20 protein-coding genes and 1 tRNA gene are annotated in these 21,974 nt (G+C 34.9%); 19 read left to right on the top strand and 2 right to left on the bottom strand.

What is annotated here, in order from left to right; genetic code table 11:
• Positions 1-104: 104 nt before the first annotated feature.
• From J4E06_RS10595 to J4E06_RS10570, 6 genes are all read left to right on the top strand, one after another.
• Positions 105-707 (top strand): YceI family protein, encoded by a 603-nt coding sequence (locus J4E06_RS10595; protein WP_349523882.1) that lies wholly within the window; start codon positions 105-107, stop codon positions 705-707.
• A 35-nt stretch (positions 708-742) separates the two neighbouring features.
• Entirely contained in the window at positions 743-2,005 is a 1,263-nt protein-coding gene (locus J4E06_RS10590) for a hypothetical protein (protein WP_349523881.1), read from the top strand.
• A gap of 99 nt (positions 2,006-2,104) precedes the next feature.
• On the top strand, positions 2,105-2,683 hold the full coding sequence (locus J4E06_RS10585; protein WP_349523880.1) for a hypothetical protein: 579 nt from the start codon (positions 2,105-2,107) through the stop codon (positions 2,681-2,683).
• A 139-nt stretch (positions 2,684-2,822) separates the two neighbouring features.
• Positions 2,823-3,689, top strand: coding sequence for a sugar phosphate isomerase/epimerase family protein (locus J4E06_RS10580; protein ID WP_349523879.1), 867 nt, complete (start codon positions 2,823-2,825; stop codon positions 3,687-3,689).
• A 104-nt stretch (positions 3,690-3,793) separates the two neighbouring features.
• A tRNA-Arg gene (locus J4E06_RS10575) sits at positions 3,794-3,867 on the top strand.
• A 595-nt stretch (positions 3,868-4,462) separates the two neighbouring features.
• Positions 4,463-6,268 (top strand): tetratricopeptide repeat protein, encoded by a 1,806-nt coding sequence (locus J4E06_RS10570; protein ID WP_349523878.1) that lies wholly within the window; start codon positions 4,463-4,465, stop codon positions 6,266-6,268.
• Positions 6,269-6,466: 198 nt separating this feature from the next.
• Here J4E06_RS10570 and J4E06_RS10565 read toward each other — a convergent pair whose 3' ends face one another.
• A complete protein-coding gene (locus J4E06_RS10565) occupies positions 6,467-7,162 on the bottom strand; it encodes a LytR/AlgR family response regulator transcription factor (protein ID WP_349523877.1) in 696 nt (231 codons plus the stop codon).
• Positions 7,159-7,953, bottom strand: coding sequence for a sensor histidine kinase (locus J4E06_RS10560; RefSeq protein ID WP_349523876.1), 795 nt, complete (start codon positions 7,951-7,953; stop codon positions 7,159-7,161). Before J4E06_RS10560 ends, J4E06_RS10565 begins: the two co-directional genes overlap by 4 nt.
• Before the next feature lie 208 nt (positions 7,954-8,161).
• Between J4E06_RS10560 and J4E06_RS10555 the strand changes: the two genes are divergently transcribed.
• The 13 genes from J4E06_RS10555 (at position 8,162) to J4E06_RS10500 (ending at position 21,631) form a co-directional block, all read left to right on the top strand.
• The gene (locus J4E06_RS10555; protein ID WP_349523875.1) at positions 8,162-9,049 is read left to right on the top strand and encodes an ABC transporter ATP-binding protein; all 888 of its coding nucleotides are present in this window, start codon (positions 8,162-8,164) and stop codon (positions 9,047-9,049) included.
• A gap of 95 nt (positions 9,050-9,144) precedes the next feature.
• Positions 9,145-12,354 (top strand): ABC transporter permease/M1 family aminopeptidase, encoded by a 3,210-nt coding sequence (locus tag J4E06_RS10550; protein ID WP_349523874.1) that lies wholly within the window; start codon positions 9,145-9,147, stop codon positions 12,352-12,354.
• On the top strand, positions 12,341-12,616 hold the full coding sequence (locus J4E06_RS18420; protein WP_502877348.1) for a helix-turn-helix domain-containing protein: 276 nt from the start codon (positions 12,341-12,343) through the stop codon (positions 12,614-12,616). The genes J4E06_RS10550 and J4E06_RS18420 overlap by 14 nt, the downstream gene beginning before the upstream one ends.
• 382 nt (positions 12,617-12,998) lie before the next feature.
• Positions 12,999-13,160 carry a glycine zipper domain-containing protein gene (locus tag J4E06_RS10545; RefSeq protein ID WP_349523873.1) on the top strand — a complete coding sequence of 54 codons (162 nt, stop codon included), beginning with the start codon at positions 12,999-13,001 and terminating at the stop codon, positions 13,158-13,160.
• Positions 13,161-13,255: 95 nt separating this feature from the next.
• The gene (locus J4E06_RS10540; RefSeq protein ID WP_349523872.1) at positions 13,256-13,873 is read left to right on the top strand and encodes a hypothetical protein; all 618 of its coding nucleotides are present in this window, start codon (positions 13,256-13,258) and stop codon (positions 13,871-13,873) included.
• A gap of 40 nt (positions 13,874-13,913) precedes the next feature.
• Positions 13,914-14,483: a hypothetical protein gene (locus tag J4E06_RS10535; protein ID WP_349523871.1), complete on the top strand. Its 570-nt coding sequence runs from the start codon at positions 13,914-13,916 to the stop codon at positions 14,481-14,483.
• Between the two features lie 28 nt (positions 14,484-14,511).
• The gene (locus J4E06_RS10530; RefSeq protein ID WP_349523870.1) at positions 14,512-15,417 is read left to right on the top strand and encodes a TolB-like translocation protein; all 906 of its coding nucleotides are present in this window, start codon (positions 14,512-14,514) and stop codon (positions 15,415-15,417) included.
• A gap of 85 nt (positions 15,418-15,502) precedes the next feature.
• Positions 15,503-16,435, top strand: a complete 933-nt coding sequence (locus J4E06_RS10525; RefSeq protein ID WP_349523869.1) for an NAD(P)-dependent alcohol dehydrogenase — start codon at positions 15,503-15,505, stop codon at positions 16,433-16,435.
• A gap of 203 nt (positions 16,436-16,638) precedes the next feature.
• Complete coding sequence (locus tag J4E06_RS10520; protein ID WP_349523868.1) at positions 16,639-17,322, top strand: DUF4386 domain-containing protein; 684 nt, start codon at positions 16,639-16,641, stop codon at positions 17,320-17,322.
• 168 nt (positions 17,323-17,490) lie between these two features.
• Positions 17,491-18,924 (top strand): amidohydrolase family protein, encoded by a 1,434-nt coding sequence (locus J4E06_RS10515; protein WP_349523867.1) that lies wholly within the window; start codon positions 17,491-17,493, stop codon positions 18,922-18,924.
• 246 nt (positions 18,925-19,170) lie between these two features.
• A complete protein-coding gene (locus tag J4E06_RS10510; RefSeq protein ID WP_349523866.1) occupies positions 19,171-20,028 on the top strand; it encodes an alpha/beta fold hydrolase in 858 nt (285 codons plus the stop codon).
• Positions 20,029-20,032: 4 nt separating this feature from the next.
• Positions 20,033-20,986 (top strand): alpha/beta fold hydrolase, encoded by a 954-nt coding sequence (locus J4E06_RS10505; RefSeq protein WP_349523865.1) that lies wholly within the window; start codon positions 20,033-20,035, stop codon positions 20,984-20,986.
• A gap of 147 nt (positions 20,987-21,133) precedes the next feature.
• Positions 21,134-21,631, top strand: a complete 498-nt coding sequence (locus tag J4E06_RS10500) for an alpha/beta hydrolase (RefSeq protein ID WP_349523864.1) — start codon at positions 21,134-21,136, stop codon at positions 21,629-21,631.
• Positions 21,632-21,974 lie beyond the last annotated feature (343 nt).

Here is a 21,974-nt window from a genome sequence, read left to right as displayed (position 1 = left end):
TTAGTCTAAATAACTAAATAACAGGATTTTAGGAAAAACCTGACATATATCATCTTTTAGGAAACTTTGATAATGGATCTTTGTCCCAACAAAAACCAAAAACTATGCAATATCATACAACACATCGACAGTCACTTTTAAAAGTGGTTATCCTTTGGATAGCATTTACAATTGTACCACTAACAATTTCCGCACAAAGCTTTTCACTTAATCATGGGGAAGGGGAGGTTACGGTAACTGGAACTTCAACGCTTCATGATTGGGAAGAAGTTGCAGAACAAAAGTCGGGTTCCATCACCGTGGACAACACTGGAGAGTTGCCAAAAATAACTTCCCTGAAGTTTGTCGTGGAAGCAGAGAGTTTAAAGAGTGGCAAAGGAGCTATGGACAAGAATACTTACAAGGCGTTGGAAACCAAAGACCACAAGCAAATTGTATTTGAGTTCAAAAGTATGAAAAGTATTTCACCGATTACCGCTACCTCCAACAAGTACAAGGTGGTAGCTACGGGGAACCTTACCATTGCAGGAAGTACTAACAGCATTGAACTTCCTTTTAACCTAAATATTAATGGGGGCAAGGTGTTGCTGGAAGGTAAGAAAGCTTTGAAAATGACCGATTACAATATTGACCCTCCAAAAGCCCTTTTGGGTACCATTACCACAGGTGATGAAATAGAGGTTCACTATAACACCGTTTGGAAATAATTTAATCTTAATACTCAACTAATAAATCTACAACAATGAGGAAATACACTAAATTCGGATTATTGGCAGCTACATTTCTTGTAGGCCTTATGGGATATTCCCAAAATCGTCAACTGGACAATTTTCGTTCACCTGACAAAAATGGAATAAATGTTTTTGAAGCACCTAAAGACACCGTTAGCACTTTTGATGGAGTTAAAGTAAGGGTCGGAGGGTCATCCACTTTACAATTTCAAGCCGTAGATCATGAGAACTCGGGAGCCGTGGAACTTATTGCTATCGGTGATAACTTTAACTTGGCAACTGCGAACTTGGATTTGGATGTGGCCTTGGCCAAAGGTGTTAGAATGCACTTAAGAACATATTTGTCTTCTCGTCACCACCCAGAACCCTACGTAAAAGGTGGATATTTTCAAGTGGACAACTTGGATTTTATTAGCCCTGGATTCTTGGAAGAAACCATGAAGTATTTGACCATTAAGGTGGGTCACATGGAGAATAACTATGGTGATGCCCACTTTAGAAGAACGGACAACTCCCAAGCAATGCACAACCCCTTTGTTGGCAACTTGATCATGGATGCTTTCACCACAGAGGTAGGTGGCGAGGTCTACTTCAGAAAAAATGGCTTCATCGGAATGTTCGGACTTTCCAACGGTAAGTTGAACCAAGCAGTGACCAACCCAGAAACCACAGGAGCTTCCATTTTGGCCAAATTGGGCTATGATGGACAGATAAATGAAGATTTGAGATTGAGACTTACCGGTTCCATGTACAGCACCAACAAGTCCGGTAGGGTTTACCTATACAGTGCAGACCGTGCGGGATCTAGATATTACTTGGTGATGGAGGATACAGAAGCATCTGCCACAAGCAACTTTAGATCTGGTAGATACAACCCTGGGTTCAACAATGAAATCACTGCCTTTATGATCAACCCATTTGTAAAATACAAAGGATTGGAATTCTTCGGTACCATTGAAACTGCTTCAGGAAGGTCCAATGGTGAAACCGAGGACAGGAAGGCCACTCAATTGGCAGGTGAATTGATCTACAGATTTGGAAACAACGAAAATTTCTATTTGGGTACACGATACAACACGGTAAACTCTGATGATCCATCAGGATCAGAAGTAACCATTGATAGATTCCAATTAGGTGGTGGTATATTCTTGACCAAGAACATTTTGGCCAAAATAGAATATGTTAACCAACAGTATGATGGATACGACACCACAAGCATCTTTAGCGAAGGTGAGTTTAAAGGGGTTTTATTGGAAGCCGTTATCAGCTTCTAAGTATGATGGGAGTTTTAAAAAGACCTAGGGCAGCCATGTTCTAGGTCTTGGATATTAAAATTATTATATTTAACTGTTATGTTAACCTCCATACCACATATGACAAAAATAACATTGGTGGCCTTGTTGCTCATATCATGGTTTTCTTTTGGTGACCCAGAACGGGAAACAAAGGTTCGCGTAGAACCACAGAGCGAAGTCGTGATTGCCGGGACCACCAATGTAAATAATTTTACCTGCAAGTATAATTTGGAGGCGTTGGAAGTGCCCATCCGGTTGAACTATGATGAAAAATCGGAACAGATTCTTTTTAAGAATGCGGAGCTAAAGTTGGTGAATGATTGTTTTGATTGTGGGGGGAGGGCCATCAACAAGGATTTTCAGGAGTTGCTCAAGACCGAAAAATATCCACAAGTTGGTTTGAAACTGATCTATGTGGAACCTCTATCGACCAATCAGAGCAACGTAGGTGTTGGCCTGGAAATTAAAATAGCAGGTGTGTCCCGCACCTATCGAACCGTCTTGCATTGTGAGCAGACCAAGGATATTTGCGTAACGGGAACCTTGGCATTGAAGCTGAGCGACTTTAATTTGGAAGCTCCCAAAAAAATGCTGGGCATGATCAAGGTAGATGACCAAATAAAAGTTCATATAACACTGCAAATGAGTGAGGTTTGATGTGTATCGCTCAGTGCTCGAAGAATCCGTTAGATTGTATTTATTTAACGGATTCTTTGTTTTTCCGCATAGTTCATAAAACCAATAATCAGTATCTTGTGGCTGCATAAATAACCGAAATTAACTACAAACACTTCAGATGAAACGAACTTTATTGACCAAAGGAATACTTGCATTTGCCTTGGTTCTTTTTACAACCACTTTATACGCCCAAGATAAATTTGGGGGTTTAGCTCTATACACGGTAAGAGAGAACATGGGTGAAGATCCCAAAACGACGTTACAAAAAGTTGCCGAAGCCGGATATGCTTATATCGAGGCCGCTGGGTATGAGAATGGAAAGTTTTATGGGATGGAACCGAATGAGTTCAAATCGTATTTAAAAAGTGTTGGACTGACTCCTGTTAGTACACATATGGGCGGAGTAACTTTGGAAAATGCCGACGAACAAATAGCAGATACCAAGGCTGCAGGCTTTGAATACTTCACAATACCAGTGCCACCAATGGGGATGTTCACTTTTGATCGTGAGCGTAGGACCATGGGTATGAAAGGCTCTATGGAAGATTTTGCGAATATCCTTACAACTCTGGGTAAAAAATGTGAGGCTGCAGGATTAAAGCTATTGTACCATAATCACGATTTTGAGTACAAGGACAACAAAGATGGAATCAAGCCAATTGAATATTTGTTGGATAACACAGATCCAAAATATGTAAACTTCCAAATGGACCTATATTGGGTAACAAGAGCAGGCGCAGACCCAGTAGCCTATTTCGAAAAATACCCGGGAAGATTCAAGCTGTGGCATGTAAAGGACATGGACGAAGAGGGGAAATTTGCTCCTGTTGGTGAAGGCACTATTGACTTCAAGAGAATTTTGAATGAAAAAGAAGCTTCCGGAATGGTCAAATATTTTGTTGAGCAAGATATGACTTGGGATAAAAAACCTTTGGAGGTTATTAAAATCAGTCATAAAGGCTTGAAAAATATAGGCTTTCAATAAAGACTAGCGCAACGGTTGTAGAGCACTAGCTATAAAAAAGGCAAGAAATTAAAAAAATATTTTTTACAATCGGTTACATTAGTATCTTTGCACCCGCAAAGTTTGGTCGCGTAGCTCAGCTGGATAGAGCATCTGCCTTCTAAGCAGACGGTCGAAGGTTCGAATCCTTCCGCGATCACAAAACAAAAGCTTCCGTTAAAACGGGGGCTTTTGTTTTTTAAAGTATCCCCCAAGATGTGTAACCAAAGCAACATTCAAATTCTCTATTGCGGTTACCCCAGACAATTTACTTCATGTAACTATCATTAAAACAATTTTTAGGGCAGGGTAAAAAGGATCTCCTTTTATTGAACTTTCAGTGTAAAACGAGTCCACCGATTCTGCAGAGTTTACTTTTTCCGTACACTTAATAGTTTACCTTATATACTCTTTTATTACCCCTATTATAAAGTTCGGATGTACAACCGTGGGTAGCCAAAAATACACGATTGACAAATGAACGCCTTTTAAAAGTAATGGGACAAACTCAAAAAATCCATGCAGTTATACCATGTGTAGCAAATACTAATCACCATTTATCTAATTTTAGGATTTTGAAATAAAGGCTATAAATCGGTACACTATATTGGCAATCATTACATCAACGAAATGAACCAATCACTGTAAAATAATATGAAGTTGTTTTAGAAATTGTACCTAGTTTTGAGCGTAAGGTAAAACTTCCTTGCTGTCAGGAAACATTATAGTTTCTAAAAAAATCAAAATAAGAATCGATGTCATTACAAAGCATAAACAAAAAAACCATAGCAGTTTTACCATTTGTTAATATGAGTAATGATATTAACAATGAATATTTCTGTGATGGTTTGACAGAAGAAATTATAAATGCATTGGCAACCATAAAAGACCTTTCTGTAACCTCTCGTACTTCTTCCTTCTATTTTAAAAACAAAAAGGTTACCTCCGAAGAGATAAGAGAAAAATTAAAGGTGGCTATATTTATAGAAGGTAGTGTAAGGACATCCAAAAATAAAATGCGCATTACAGTGCAAATGATCGATACTTTGGATGACTTCCATTTCTGGTCAGAAACTTTTGATAGAAATCCTGAAAACATTTTTGAAATTCAAGATGAAATTAGTCTGTTTATTGCTGAAAAATTACGCGAACACATCGGGCATCTTGAAATCGAAGATAAGCTAGTAGAAGCTATTGATGTACCTGTAGATATTTATAGAGAATATTTGAAAGGAAGGTACTACATCATGAAGTTGGATTATAAAAACTCTGTAAAGGGTATCAATATCTTAAAAGAAGTAATAAATAAATCACCCAATTTTTCAAACCCCTATTTGGATATAAATCTAGCCTATTTTAATATGGGAACCATGGGACTTTTACCTGCATTTGAAGCCTACGAGAAGGCCCAGCCTTATTTGTTGAAGGCATTAGAGCTAGACCCAAACTCATCAAGGTCACAATTGAATATGGCTTGGATAGAATGTTGGCAAAACTGGAATCTTAAGAAAGCTTACGAACATGCCAATAAGGCTTTGGAAATACAACAAGCAGACGATATTTACTTAACCATTTCTAATTTTTTGACCGTAGAAGGAAAATTAGATGCGGCACTGAATTATCTTGACAAAGCCTTACAGTTAGATCCTTATGCCGCTATAAATCATCATTATAAGGGTTTTTTATACTACTTGCAAGAAGATTATAAAACTGCGATACCTCATCTAAAAAAGGCATTGGATTTGGACCCTAAGTTGCCCTTTCCACCAGTTTACATAGGGATTTGTTTATTAATGTCAGGCAAACCAAATGAAGCTTTGACATATTTCGGTTCACTTGAAGGAGTTTCTGTGAAAGATCTCACCAAATTAGGAGGTGAAACCATGTGTTATGCAAAGCTCAATGAAACGGAAAAATGCAATGAAGGATTAAAAGAACTAGAGACGTATTTAACCACTGCACTTGTAGATAAGGCATTTACATTTTTGATATTAGTAAATACCTTATTAGGTAATTATGAAAAGGCAGTTGATTTAATAACTCAAGCATACGATAACCGGTTGCCATTAATTTTATTATTGAATCCATCACCAATTCTTAAGCCTTTAAAAAATAACAAGAGGTTTAAAGACATCATGCTAAAAGCCATTCCAGATAATGTAAACTACAAACAAAGAAAGAAGTACAAACAGGCTTTACTAGATTCCAACGAAATCAAAAAGTACAGCAAGGAACTAGAGCAAATTATGATAGACTATAAACTGTATTTAAACCCAGATCTATCCTTAAAAGATGTAGCCTCTTACCTAGAACTTCCTGCGAACTATGTATCTCAATTATTAAATTTAGGGTTTCAAAAAAACTTCTCTGAATATGTAAATACCTATAGGGTCAACGAATTTAAAGAGCGCGTTCTTCTAGAAGAAAACAAAGGCATAACTATTATGGCTGTTGCTTATGATAGTGGTTTTAACTCTAAAACAGTATTCAACACATTCTTCAAAAAAATAGAGGGCACCACACCCAATTCATATCTTAAAAAGAATAAGAAGAATTTTTAGAATTGGAAAATTCGAACAAATAAAACTAACTGCAACAACCTATATGCAAAATTGCTTATTCTTTATTTAATCAAAAAAAACCATAACCTTTATTCTAGTTAGTTTTTTTACTAAAACAGTTTTTGCCAACTCAACTAATCGTATACGGACAAGCTATGAAAATTAAACTCAGGTATTAAAGTTAAACGTGAACGGTTGCTACTTTAAAATTTTAATAAGGTTGGCTTTATATAATTTGCCAACTGGAATTGTGTGGTCTTGAATGTGTATTCTATTTCCATCAATTCTATTAATATATTTTATAGCCACTGCAAATGATTTGTGTACTTGTATAAAATCATCTGAGTGTAGTGATTCTAATACATCGGATATTTTTTCTCTTATCGTGATCGTTTCATTATTAGAAACAATTTTGGTATAATTTCCAGAAGCTTCAATAAATAATATTGTGTCTACTTCTACTTGGATATACGATTTATTCTGACGCAAAAATATACGTTTTGTTGTCGCATCATTTTCTTCTGAACTGGCATTTTTTAAGTTCGTATTTGAGCCCATAACTTTGTTTACGGCCTTTAAAAAGCGCTCTAAACTAAACGGTTTTAGTAAGTAATCCGAAACATTAAGCTCATAACCTTCTATAGCAAACTCACTATAGGCCGTAGTAACTATCACTTTTGGAGGCGATGATAGTGTTTTTAAAAATTCAAACCCTTTAAGCTTTGGCATATTTATATCTAAAAAGATTAAGTCGACTTGATGTGTATTTAAATACTCAAGGGCTTCCAAAGCGCTATAACAGTTTTTTTGCAACTTCATATGTGGAAGCATTTCACAATATTCCATTATAATCTTGTGTGCGATATGTTCATCATCTATGATTAGATATCTCATTGTTTTAGCTTTAGAGATAGTTCAACTTTATAACTTTTGGTGTTTACGTCAAAAGAAAGCGCATGCTTATTTGGGTATACTAATGCTAACCTTCTTTGTAAGTTTTTTAAGCCAATTCCTTCTGTATTAGTTGATTGTTGCAATTCAAAATTATTTTCAATGGTGAAATTTACGTTATTATCCTTTTCGGTTAAGTTAATATGGATATATGCGTCCTTTTCTAAATTTTCTAAGCCATGCTTAAAGGCATTCTCTACCAGAATAATAAATAGTAAAGGCATAATTTTAGCTTGCGGATTCTCAATTTCAGAATTAAATTGAACATCAGACTTTTTATGATAGCGTATTCCTTGAAGTTCAATATAGTTTTTTAAGTAATCTAATTCTTGTTTGAGGCTAACCCAATCTTTTTGACCTTCATAAATACTATATCGCATCATATCGGAAAGTTTTAGTACCATTCCCCTTTCCTTGGAATCTTTCTCCATTAATCCATATAAATTGTTTAGCGTATTGAAGAAGAAATGTGGATTTACCTGACTTTTTAAATGCAGTAATTCTGTTTTTTCTTTTTCATTCTTTAAGCGAATGATTGATTTGATTTGTTTAAAAATCCAGTATGCAATGGTTATAAATAAAAGAGTAAAGTACAGAACAATAAACTCTACAAATCCTTCTAATTTACCAAAAGTGTCATTAAACAATACAAGGACTAGACCTATAATTACAAGGGATATTTTATAAATCCTGTTAATGATTTTCTTTCGTATATCTGATATTTTCAACTTCATACGTCAAGATTAGTTAAATAAAACTCCTTCTACAAATTAGTTGATAAACAATGGATACTGAGGGATAAACACCTACTTAGTGGGGATAAGGTACGTTTGCACCCTTCTTAAGGTCTTGTGTCACAACTACTATGAAGTACATCACTTTTTATTTTTTACAATTAAGGCTCGTCATAAGTTTGCCTCAATCAATCAAAAAACGAACAGTATGGAACTGAGAATCGACAATCTATCAAAGACGTATTCAAACGGGATTAAGGCTTTACAAAACATTTCACTAGAGATACCAACAGGCATGTTTGGTTTGCTAGGTCCTAACGGTGCAGGCAAGTCAACTTTAATGCGAACCATTGCAACCCTACAAGATGCCGATTCCGGTTCCATTGTTCTTGGAGACATCGATGTATTAAAACAAAAAAATGAATTGCGACAGGTATTAGGCTACTTACCACAGCAATTTGGCTTGTATCCAAAAATATCTGCGGAGGTATTACTCAATCATTTCGCGGTACTTAAAGGAATCACTAATAAAAATGAACGTAAAGAATTAGTAAAAGCACTTTTGCATAAAACCAATTTATATGAAGTGCGACAACAAAATCTTAAAGGGTTTTCTGGCGGTATGAAGCAGCGTTTTGGTATTGCACAGGCATTACTGAACAATCCTAAGTTGCTAATAGTAGATGAGCCTACAGCTGGACTAGATCCTGTAGAGCGGAATCGGTTTTACAATGTGTTAAGTGAACTTGGAGAACATACCGTAGTTATTCTATCTACGCACATCGTTGATGATGTTAAGGAACTCTGTACGAACATGGCGATTATTAATCAAGGCCAGGTTTGCTTAAAAGGGCAGCCATTACAAATACTAGAGGGTCTAAAAGACAAAGTCTATCAAAAAACAATCGGAAAGGCAGAATTAAACACTTACAAGGACAATTATCAGGTGATTAGTGAAAAGTTATTTCTAGGAAAACCAACCATACACATCTTAAGTGATGAGAACCCAGGGGATGGCTTTTCTCTAATAAATGCCGAATTAGAAGATGTATACTTTTCGGAAATATTCAGTAACACTAACGCTAAATCCAACTAGTTATGTGGTATCAAATTTTTAAGTTCGAAATTCGATATCGCATTAAACGACCAGACACGTATGTGTTCTTCCTGTTTCTATTTCTATTTTCAATTGTGGGTGTAGACTTTATTTTTCAAGGTTCAGAAATGGGGCTTATGAAAAAAAATTCACCCCTAGTGATTACAAAAACAATGGGCGCCATTACAGGCATATTCATGATTTTAGCTTCCATGATTATGGGTGTTTCTGTATTGAGAGATTTTGAATATAACATAGAGTCACTGGTTTTTTCGGCACCAATTCAAAAAAAGGATTACTTGCTAGGTCGATTTTTAGGATCGTTTGCTGTATTACTATTTGTATTCACCGGTATTCTATTCGGTATGATGCTGGCCGAATTTATGCCCTGGACTAACCCGGACGATTTATTAGCATTTAATGCCTTTATTTATTTGAAGACATTTTTAATGGTAACGCTGCCAACTTTATTTTTTGGAGCATCTCTGTTTTTTGTCACAGGTGCTTTAAGCAGAAACCTAGTGGTGGTATATACACAAGGTATTTTTGTATTTGTTGTGTTTATGTTGACCAAAGCTATCACTAATGAGTTTTGGCAAGCCATTCTAGATCCATTTTCCCTAACGACCACCACCTTTGCTACCAAATCTTGGGCAGCTATAGAAAAGAGCACACAAGAGCTTCCTTTTATAGGCGCCTTACTATATAACAAACTATTTTGGATTGCTTTGGGGATACTAGCATTGATCTATGGTTTTAAGAAGTTCACATTCATTGTTGTTAAAGAAAAGCGGTCTAAAAGAAAAAAGCGGCAATTGCTAGCTAATACAGCCTTATCTGAAGTTAATGATGTGGTTGTACCAGATGCTACAAAGCAATATGGTATGCTTTCAAAATTAACGCAGTTAAAAGAGTTTTCTTGGTTTTATTTCGTGAGTATTTGCAAGCAAGCTTCATTTTGGGGCATTGTTATTTGCGGGATGATTATCATCCTTATTAATTCTGTAAATCTGGGAACTGTATATGGTGTTGACAGCTATCCAGTAACATACTTTATTGTTGAGGAACTTAAAGAAACATCTATTTATTTCTTCATTATCATTTTGGTGTTTTATTCTGGAGAATTGGTATGGAAGGAGCGCCATGCTAAACTTAATTTAATTTATGATGCAACACCCATGTCCAGCTTTATGAAGTTGGCTGGTAAGTACATAGGATTAAACTTGATCTATGTTGTTTTAATGCTTGCTTTAATTGGTTCAGGAATTATATTCCAAACGTTGAGCGGTTATTATAACTATGAGTTTCAAGTCTATTTTTATGGTTTCTTTCTAGAGATTTTACCGTCTCTAGCCTTATATACCTTCATCGCATTTTTTATCCAATCGCTTGTTAACCATAAGTTTGTGGGTGTCATGTTGGTCATTGTATTCTTTATTGCCAATATAGCTATGGGGTTATTTGGGTTTGATCATGATTTATACTTTTTTGGAGGAAGCTCTTTAGGAGCCTATTCCGATATGAATAGTTATGGCCACTTTTTAAAACCCTATCTGTTAATTAAATCGTACTGGTTTCTCTTTGGCATGTTATTATTGATAATAGCATCTTTAGTATCGGTTAGAGGTACTGAAACCAACTTGGTAAAACGCATAAAAGTTATTAAATACAGATTAAGTAAGCCGCTTGTTAGGCTTTCGGGTGCTATACTTTTTGCCTTTATGACTGTTGGAAGTGTTATATTTTACAATACGAATATTTTACATGAGTATTGGACGAATTCTGAAGCAACTGCGTTTCGAGTCGCATATGAAAAAGAACTTAAACCATTTGAATATATACCACAACCAAAATTAGTAGAAGTTCACTTGCAATTAGAATTGTATCCCGAAACACGAGACTACACCGCAGAAGGGTATTATATTTTGAAAAACACTACAAATGAACATATCCAAACTGTTCATATTCACAAACTTATTGAAGAGAATGTAACATTAGACAGTATCGCTTTTGAAGGTGGGTTTACAACTGATAATCAGTATGAAAAGTTTGATTACGCCATTTATAATCTCAATACTGCTTTAAAACCTGGTGACTCTGTAACCATGTATTTTAAGCAAAGATTTACCACCAATGGTTTTGAATTAGGAAACTCGAATGTAAACATTAATAACAACGGTACATTTTTTAATAATTCAGATTTGCCAACTATTGGATACAACAACAAATATGAATTGAGAGACAATGATGAACGTGAAGATCATGGTTTACCAATGCTATCTAATAAGGCAGGACAAGATGATATAAATGAACTGGTGAATGCGCGATCTGGTAGTGATTCGGATGGAATCCGTTTTGAAATGACTATCGGTACATCAGAAGATCAAACTGCTTTAGTACCTGGTAACTTATTAAAGGAATGGACCGAGAGTAATCGCAATTATTTTCATTATAAAATGGAGATTCCAATGATTAATTTTTACTCCATAGTTTCAGCAAGCTATGAACTAAAAAAAGACACATGGATGCCTAAAGGGGAAGCTTTAACAAGCCCTGTTGACCTTGAAATTTATTATCATAAAGCCCACGATTATAATGTTGATAGAATGATGACTTCTATGAAAGCCTCTTTAGATTATTACAGTAAAAACTTTAGTCCGTACCAATACGAGCAACTTCGTATTATGGAGTTTCCGCGTTATGCACAATTTGCACAGTCATTTCCTGGAACCATTCCATTTTCCGAATCTATAGGTTTTGTTCTAGACATAGACGACGAGCAAGATGTAGATATGGCATTTTATGTTACTGCTCACGAAATTGCGCACCAGTGGTTTGGTATGCAGGTAGAAGCAGCAAATGTAAAAGGGCAACTTTTCATTTTAGAAACCTTATCGCAGTATGCAGCCATGATGGTTTTAAAAGAACAGTATTCTGAAGAGAAGCTGCTTCAATTTATAGAGAATCAGAGCGAGAGATATAAAGAAGGTAAAGATAGAGAAGCTTTAGAGGAACCGTCATTGGCTTTAGTAGAAAATCAAGATTATGTGTATTATGCCAAAGGAGCCATCAACATGTATCAATTTCAAAAGGCAATAGGAGAAGATAATGTAAACAGGGCATTGAAGCGCTTTCTTGAAGATTGGAATACCACTAATGGTAAACGAAGAATAACTACAAATAGGTATGCAACAAGTCAAGACTTACTAGGTTATTTAAGAGAGGTGACACCAAGTGATCAACTTCACATAATCAAGGAGCTTTTTGAATCTGTAGGTGAACTAAAAACTAATCAGCTTCATTAAGAATCAGCACTCTTACCTAGAACTTCCTGCGAACTATGTATCTCAATTATTAAATTTAGGGTTTCAAAAGAACTTCTCTGAGTATATCAATACCTATAGAGTTAACGAATTTAAAGAGCGCGTTCTTCTAGAAGAAAACAAAGGCATAACTATTATGGCTGTTGCTTATGATAGTGGTTTTAACTCTAAAACAGTATTCAACATATTCTTCAAAAAAATAGAAGGGATTACACCAAATACTTACCTTAAGAGTAATAGTTAGTTCTGATTTAAAAAATAGAACCTTCCTTTTGTAAGCTACAATTAATTTTACTTCATCAAACTATTAACAGTGATAAAATGCTCGATGTTTTCTTTCGTAATATTTTAAAATGCATCATAATTTATAGTCTTGCTCCATAATTTATAGCACTTCGCTAAACTTAATAACTCTTGATTCATAACTGATTACTCTTGCTTCAAGGTTGGTCGCATCTTTGTATCATCAAATCGGAACAGTAATTCTAAAAATTCAAAATCATTACAAAATCAATTAATTAGAATGCAGTTTGCCGATTAAAAGATTTCGTTCTGGTTTTTAAAGTAGAACTTTTTAGTTCCGAAGGCTATTTAATTTTATCAAAAATTTAATAATTATAACAAAAATGAAAATCAAAAAAAGTGGAAAGGGCCTAAAATTAGGAATAGGGATTATACTAGGGGCTATAGTTGGCTACTTGACCTCAAATATGCAATTGTGGTTTGTTTTAGGGATTGCCATAGGTTCAGCATTAGAATATGGTGCCAAAAAAAATCATAAAATATAAAAATCATTCATTACACATTCCTCTTTTTTAAAGCATTAGCTATTAATGCTTGTAACATCAGAAACAAAAATCAAACAATCAAAAAACGAACAATCATGAAATCAATTAAAATGAGAACAATCAAAAAACAAGTCTTATTAAAAATGGCTTTTGTAGCCTTTGCATTAGTATCAAGTACAACATATGCACAAAACGCAGATTCTGAAACAACAACACAAAGAGATGGTTTTATCTTCGAATTCGTCGTAGGTGGTGGCATTATCAGTATAGAAGATAGTGCTGGTATTCAAACCTTCGACAAATCCCAGGGAACCTTCGTTTTTCCAGATTTAAAGTTTGGCTATATGTTAAACGAAAGACTAGCTATTACTGCCTCTTTACCAGGAAATATTTACGAATTTCAGGATAATGACAGAAATTTTGGAGCATTTATCCCATCTGTACAGTATTGGGTAAAAGACCGTTGGTGGATTCATGGTGGAATTGGTTTAGCAATAGATTCACCAGCACTATATGATATTGAAGACAATGTAAATGACGATTGGAATTTTGGTGCCGCTGTTATGGCAAGTACAGGTTATGAGATTTACAAAAAGAAAAACTTCGCACTTAATGTGCAGTCAAAACTAGTTCTTGGCAGTGTGTCTTTAGATGGAAATGCCGATAGAGATGCAGTAATCTTTAATGTAGGCTTAGGGTTTAGCTGGTTATAAGGTTGAATTAACAAATTCACTTAAATCTAAAATTATTATCATGAAAAAAACTTTAATTACCTTGACTTTGTGCGGACTAACATTAATCGCCAAAGCTCAAAACACAAGTGTAGAAAAATCAACATTCGGATTACAAACTGGAGTTCTAGGAATCTGGGCATATAATGAAGCGAAACTATCAAATACCGTAGCACTGAGAACAGAGCTCGGTTTTGATTTTGGTATTTGGGAATCTACGTTTTATGACGATTATGATTCTCCATTTCTACTCGCACCTGTAATAGTTGTGGAGCCAAGATTCTATTACAATCTCAAAAAACGCTCTGAGAACTCAAAACCAATTGATGGAAATAGTGGCAATTTTATTGCTTTAAAAATGGGTTATCATCCAGATTGGTTTGTCTTGTTCAATACAGACAATGCCCCTATTGTAAGTGATTTTTCCATTATACCCACTTGGGGAATTAGGCGACATATAGGGAAACATTTTGATTTTGAAGCAGGTCTTGGCGCAGGATTTAGTTACACATTTGCTAAACGCGCTGGTTATTTAAAGAACAAAAGTGAAATGGAATTAAATATGCACTTGCGAATAGGGTATAGGTTCTAGCAAAAACAATAATAATTTGAATATCAAAATGGAAAAGACCTTCATAACACTACTTATCGCTGGAATACTTTCTTTACAATCTTGTAACATAAAAAAAAGGCAAACACCAGATAATAATATACCAACCTTTAAAAACCCATATCTGGGACAAAAACCACCAGGATTAAAGCCTATACCATTTGCTCCAGGTTTGGTATCTACAGATTTGTATGAAGTCAATAGTGCATTCACCCCAGATATGAAAGCGTTTTATTTTATTAGAAGAGGAGAAGAACATAAAAAATCAGCTTTTTACGAATACAAATACAATGCAAAAAATTGGAAATGGGAAAAATCTGAAATAGCATCTCCATGGATAGGAAGACCAGTAATATCCCCAGATGGACAAACCATGCATTTAGGTGACAGGTATCTAAAAAGAAAAGAATTTGGATGGTCAGAATTACAAAAACTAGAACCTCCTACCGTAAGTAATGATTCTATGTATATTATGCGCCTTTCATCGTCTTCAAATGGGACGTACTATTTTGACACCTATAAAGAGAATGATTCAACTTTTCCAATTCGCTATTCGCGTTTAATAGATGGAAAGCATGAGGAACCTATGGCTTTGCCTAAAGAAATAAACACGGGCACTTTTTTAAGCCATCCTTTTATAGCTCCAGATGAGTCGTATTTATTATTTGATGCTAAAAGGGAAAATGGTTTCGGAGACTCTGATATTTACATCAGTTTTAAACAAAAAGATGGTACTTGGGGTGAAGGCATTAATTTGGGAGATAAAATAAACACCAACGCCTGGGAAGCTTCAGCAAGTATAACGCCAGATGGCAAGTACCTTTTCTTTAGCAGAAATGTTGGATCAGACGATTTTGAAAATGTAGATATTTTTTGGGTGGATGCAAAAGTTATCTATGCTCTTAAAAAGGAATAATGAAAAGGAAAGGTTTGTTCCAATTTAAAAATGCGAACTTTTGTACCCCACATTTTAACCAACTTTGCTGTTAACAAAAACAATTATGAAAGCAATAGAATGTCTAAAATATGGGGAGGTAGAAAACCTGGTGCTAAGTAATGTTAAAAAACCAACACCCAAAGCTAATGAAGTACTTATAAAAATACGTGCAACTTCAGTTACCACAAGCGATGTTCTTATTCGAAGATTGAATGAACCTATGATTCCCAGATTTATACTCCAACTTATATTTGGTTTTGGACGTCCAAGAAATCCAATATTGGGTATGGTAACAGCTGGGATTGTTGAGCGTAAAGGGAAAGATGTGACATTGTTTGAAATTGGGGATGAGGTTTTTGCGTATGGTTCTATTTCACCTACCAAACGTCGTTTCGGTTCTTATGCAGAATATATTTGTTTACCGGAAGATTGGAATCTTACATTAAAACCTGTAAATCTTTGTTTTGAGGAGGCTGCAGCAATACCTTATGGTGGTTTGCTTGCGTCCCATTTATTAAAAAAGACGAATATAAGCAGGAACGACAAAGTTTTAATTTATGGAGCGTCAGGAAGTATAGGCACAATAGCTATACAATTAGCGAAGCATCTAGGTGCTCATGTGACTAGTGTATGCAGTCGAAAAAATTTCGAATTAGTAAAGTCTTTAGGTAGTGATGTGATGATTGACTACACCTTAGAAAATGCTGAAACACAATTGGAAAGGTATAAATATGTGATTGATGCTGTAGGCAATTCGAAATCATCGAAACTAAAAGAAAAGAGCAAAAAAGCATTAACTTCGAATGGCAAATACATATCCATAGATCATGGGACTCCATTAACTCCAAAAGAAGCCTTTTTTAATTTAAAAACTTTAGCAGAACAAGAGAAGATTACCCCTGTTATTGATAGGATTTATCCTTTAGAAAAAATAGCCGAAGCTCATAAATATGTGGAGATGGGGCATAAAAGAGGAAATGTGGTTATCACTATTTAGCTGGGCTATAGATTATCTCAATTTACAAATCATTAATAAAAAACGAACGGTATATGTTTTTCAAATAAAAAGTAGGAAAATGAAAAATAAAATAATCACTTATTTCTAACTGATATCATACGTTGTGTACCATTTGAGCAAAACACTAACAATTACCCTATTACATCGTCAGAATTAGTATAAATATTAAAATCAAATAAATTATGATTGTAAATACAGAACAAAAACAATTGATTAAAACTGCAAGAATAACTGGCGTATGGTACTTAATGATGGCTATTTCAGGAATTCTGGGATTTATGGTCTTTCATTCTCAAATATTTGTGTCTGGTAACCCTGAACAAACGCTAACGAATTTAATAGAATTAGAATCTACTGCAAGAATTAGGTTGCTTTTAGAGTTTGCTATCGTAATATCTCAAGCACTTACCGCAGTTTGGTTTTACAAATTATTCAAAGATGATTATGAATGGGAAGCTTGGACTCTTGGTATTTGGGGTATGGTGAATGCTTTAGCCATTATGATAAGTGCAATTTCAATCGCTTCTGCTATAGGTGTTGTCAATTCTGATATAAGTGCTACGGAAGATAAAGTTATACTCATTCAGGTTTTTCAAATTATAATTTCAAATGCTTGGGGTATTGGTGGTCTTTTCTTTGGGCTTTGGCTGTTTCCTATGGGATATATAGTCATCAAATCTAAAAGAATGCCCCTCTGGTTAGGAAGAGTTATTATTTTAGGTGGTATTGGCTATCTAATCTCTACGGTTATCCGCTATTCAGGAATTGATTTTAGCTTCAATAGATTTCTTACTCTACCTGCAACCATTGGTGAATTTTGGATGATAGGTTATTTACTGATTTTTGGACTAAGACCTCGTAAATGAGTAAAAGTAAATTAAAACGGCGAAAAAAAATGACTATAAGTAATGGCGCTGTTCTCGGCTACTTCTGTAACTTCTAAGGGTTTTCCTCTAGTTCGTTCCATTTCTAGTAAGTTGGTTCCTTAAACACGTAACTATCCTTGCACATAAACGTAATTAAAAATTGGACAAATGAAAATAGTAAAACGAATTTTAAAAATTGTCCTCGCTCTCATTGGCTTGCTTGTGCTAATAGGAATCATTACACTTTGGATTGATTCATCAGGAACTAATTATCTCGAGATTGATAAGAATGAATCAGTATCCAATAACTCTTATCTCATTAAGAACGTCAATGTTATCCCAATGAACCAAGACACTGTTTTAGTTGATAAAATGGTGTATATAAAAGAGGGGATTATTGAAAAGATTGGTGATACTATTGAGGTCGATGGAATTCAAATTTTTGACGGGGAGGATAAGTATCTAATACCTGGACTTATCGATATGCACGTGCATGTGTGGGATAGATATGAACTCGGACTATACCTATCCAATGGTGTAACAGCAGTTAGAAATCTTTGGGGCATGCCCATGCATTTAAGAATTAAAGAAGATGTAATGGAAGAAAACATTTTTTCACCATCGTTTTTTACGACAGGCCCAAAACTAACGGGCTCAGAATTCATTGGTGATGACAATTTAAATCTGACTAATCCGAGTGAAGCTAAAGACAAGGTAATTTCATATAAAGACAGAGGTTACGATTTCATTAAAACGTATTATGGATTGGATAAAGAAGTTTTTGATGCTGTGATTGAACAAGCCATAATTTCTGAAATGGATATCGTGGCTCATCCTTCTCAAAAAGTCCCATTTTCATATCATTTGAATTCACAAATCAAATCCATTGAACATGCTGAAGAAATTGTACAGCAACCTTTACAGTTTGATTTGGATACCATTAAGCTGCAACCGATAATTGATTCCATTTCGCAATCCAAACACACAAGTTATTGTCCTACAATTACGGTATTCAATAATATTTATCAGATGATGATGGATGATTCAATTCTAGATTCAGAATCATTGAAGTATATGAATCCACTTATTAAAATGGATGACAGCAAAAGACAATTTGACCGTTGGTTTAATGCCAAGCAAGAAGATCCATCTACAGTTGAGCGGATAAAAAAACAGCATGACTTTCACATGACCATTGTTAAAAAGCTACATGAAGCGGGAGTACCTATAATTTGTGGTACTGATGGCGGTATTGGAGTTACCCTTCCAGGGTTTTCAATTCACAAAGAACTGGACTTTTACAAAGAAGCTGGCCTTTCCAATTACGAAGTGTTGAAAACAGCTACTGTAAATGCTTCTCAAACACATGCAATGATGAATCAGCTTGGAACTATTGAAAAAGGTAAGATTGCTAATTTGTTGTTGGTGGATGAAAACCCACTTGTTAAGTTGTCTACCCTTAAAAATCCCACCAATGTTTTTGTGAAGGGCAGAAAATTGAACAGAGCGACTTTGGACTCTTTTAATGCAAAGGCCAAAAACCGAAAGAATCTAGTAGCTACTGCGCTTAGGTATTTGGAAAACTTAATCATTGAAAAATAAACTATTGCTAAAAACATAAATAAAGTCGTAGCTCTTATTTGGTCGCCACCCTTTATATTTTCGACTTTACCTAACACTAGAAAAAAAATTAAACAATTAGAAACTACAATCCATTATTAATAATAGTTGTATTTGTGATGTTTTTAAATGCTTGAGATTATTTTTTTAGTAACTATAATTCAGCATCATTCGTCTTAGTATTCTAAATACATCAATTCCAATCATCAATCAAAAAACGAACAGCAAATGTTTTTTAAATCAAATGAAGGTAAATCAAAAATTTTAAGTCTCTACAATCGAAAACTTAAAGAACTTAACATTGATTACTCCGAAAAATTGGTGGATACCAAGTATGGTAAAACCAACGTTCTATGTGTTGGTGATACTACCTTACCACCACTTGTATTAATACATGGTACGGGAGGCTGTGCACCTCAGATTCTTGAGTCCTTTCCCCATTTAGCATTACAATATAGTGTGTATACAGTAGATGTACTGGCGCAACCCAATAAAAGTGCTGAGAACAGATTGGACATGAAATCTTTGGATTATGGAAAATGGCTTTTAGAGGTCATTATAAAACTAAGATTGAAAGAAGTGACCTTGGTCGGCTTTTCCTTTGGAGGTTTAATCAGTTTAAAAGCATTGGAGTATAACGAAACGCCTATTAAACAAGTGTTCTTAATTGCACCCGTTTATATTGTAAATGGCAACCCGATTCTGAACCTATGGAAAATGTTTATTCCATTGAAAAAATTCATCAAAACAAATAATCAGGCTTACATTAAAAAGGTAATGGATGTTCTTTTTTCTGAATATGATGGTTTTGCATTGGTCTTCATGTCAACGGTATTTCAAAACTGCAATATGGATTTTTCACCGCTACCAATAATGTCTAAAAATTCAGGGAAAAACATAAAAACACCTATCACAATTTTCGCTGCAGAACAAGACATCATGTTTCCGGGCAAAAAGATGATAAAACGTGCTAAGCAACTGTTCCCTTCTTTAGAAGAGGCTGTTTTATTGGAAGATTCTAAACACGTACCAGATGCAAAAGATTTTAAAAAAATTGAAGAATTAATTCTAGCAAAAAGCGAATAGTATTATGAAATCAATAAAAGAAACCGTAAGCTTTCCTAAGTCAACTCTAATTCCAATAAATGGTATTGAATTAGAAGTTTTTGAAGCAGGTATTGAAAATAGGGGAAACCCAATTGTATTGTGCCATGGTTTTCCTGAACACGCATTCTCTTGGCGCCATCAAATTCCAGCTTTAGTAAAAGCAGGTTATCATGTGATTATTCCTAACCAGAGAGGTTACGGTAATTCATCCAGACCGAAAGAGGTATCTGCATATGATATTATAAACCTGACAGATGATTTAGTAGCCTTATTACAGCATTATAATTATAACAAAGCAATTTTCACGGGGCATGATTGGGGAGCCAATGTAGTATGGCATCTAGCTCTATTGCACCCAGAACGTGTACATAAAGTGATAAATCTTGCTTTACCCTATCAAGATCGTGGGGATAGACCTTGGTTAGAGGTGATGGAAGCGTTTTTAGGTGAAGATTTCTATTTTGTACATTTCAACAAACAACCAGGAGTCGCAGATGAGATTTTGGAAAAAAACACAGAAAACTTCCTACGAAATTTATTTCGTAAGAATGTACCACTTGCACCACCAGAACCAGGGATGTTAATAATAAATCTTGCCAAAGCAAAAAAACCGCTTGGTGAAGCTTTAATGAGTGATGCTGAATTAGAAGTTTTTATAGAGTCATTTAAAAAGTCGGGATTTACCGGATGTATAAATTGGTACAGAAATCTGGATCGTAATTGGCATTTATTGACAGATTTGAAGCCAAGGATTGAGCATCCAACATTAATGATTTACGGAAAACAAGATGTGATTCCAAAATCTAAAACCTTAAAAGACTTTGCACCTAATCTGGAGGTGGTTAGTTTAGATTGCGGTCATCATATTCAACAAGAATTGCCAGAAGAAACAAATCAAGAGATTTTACAATGGTTAGCAGCTATAAAACGAGATTAATGAATCTAAGAAACGTTAACTTGTTATTACTACTGGCATTTTTATTGTCCTCTACAGTTTTTGCCCAAAAGAGCGATGTGTATAATGATTCTCTTATAACAAAAAGGACAAATTTGGCATTGTCCAAGATTCAAGTAATTCCTATAAATGATTCAAAGACAAAAAGAGCATCCGAAATATCAAAGTGGCGAGGCATTGAATCATTTAAATTTTATTCAAAATGATGTGATCAAGTACGTTGAAGAAAAGTATAGAACTAAACCTAATAGCCGAACGTATTTTGGATATTCACTTGGAGGAACATTTGAGGCCTACATATTGTTAACACAACCTTCAACCTTCAAAAACTACATACTCGGTAGCCCAGAAACGTTATTGGACGATTCTTTTATTTATAACTATGATTTTAATACTGTTCCAGAAATACATGATGTAGAGATCAATATTTTTATATCCACTGGAGAATTGGAAAGAGAAGATTTAATTGAACAAGCTAAAGGCCTTGTTACCATGATAAATAAATCTAAACACAAAAATACATCGTTGGAATACGAGGTTATAAAGTCCGCCGATCACGGAAAGGCTTTCCCAATAGCTGCTGTTAAAAGCATATATTGGCTAGCTGAATGTAATAAAGAGAACTAAATAAGATGTTTCCATTAATATCAATACGCAATGCGGGCGTATGTAAAGTAATTATGTTTTATAAAAAGCAACCCACCAGTGCTCAATAATTCGGTTAGTCACAAAAAATAGGCAGGGCAAAAGCTTACAAATTTAAGGGGTGGCGAATGGATTTCGAACCCTATCGCAATCACTAGTATTATTAAGGGTTGAGACGTTATTATATGGTCTTGGCCCTTTTTTTATTGCGCAGAAACTAATAGGGAATAGTATATCCTAGTTGCAATAAACATCGACCATTTGCTCTTGAACCATCAGATTTTTAATGGAAAAACACCAACTGTAACAAAACGGAATACGTATC

Source organism: Allomuricauda sp. NFXS6, from assembly GCF_040148835.1.
Lineage (GTDB): Bacteria > Bacteroidota > Bacteroidia > Flavobacteriales > Flavobacteriaceae > Flagellimonas.
The sequence above is the reverse complement of the archived record's forward strand: the minus strand, read 5'-3'. Positions and strand labels throughout refer to the sequence as shown.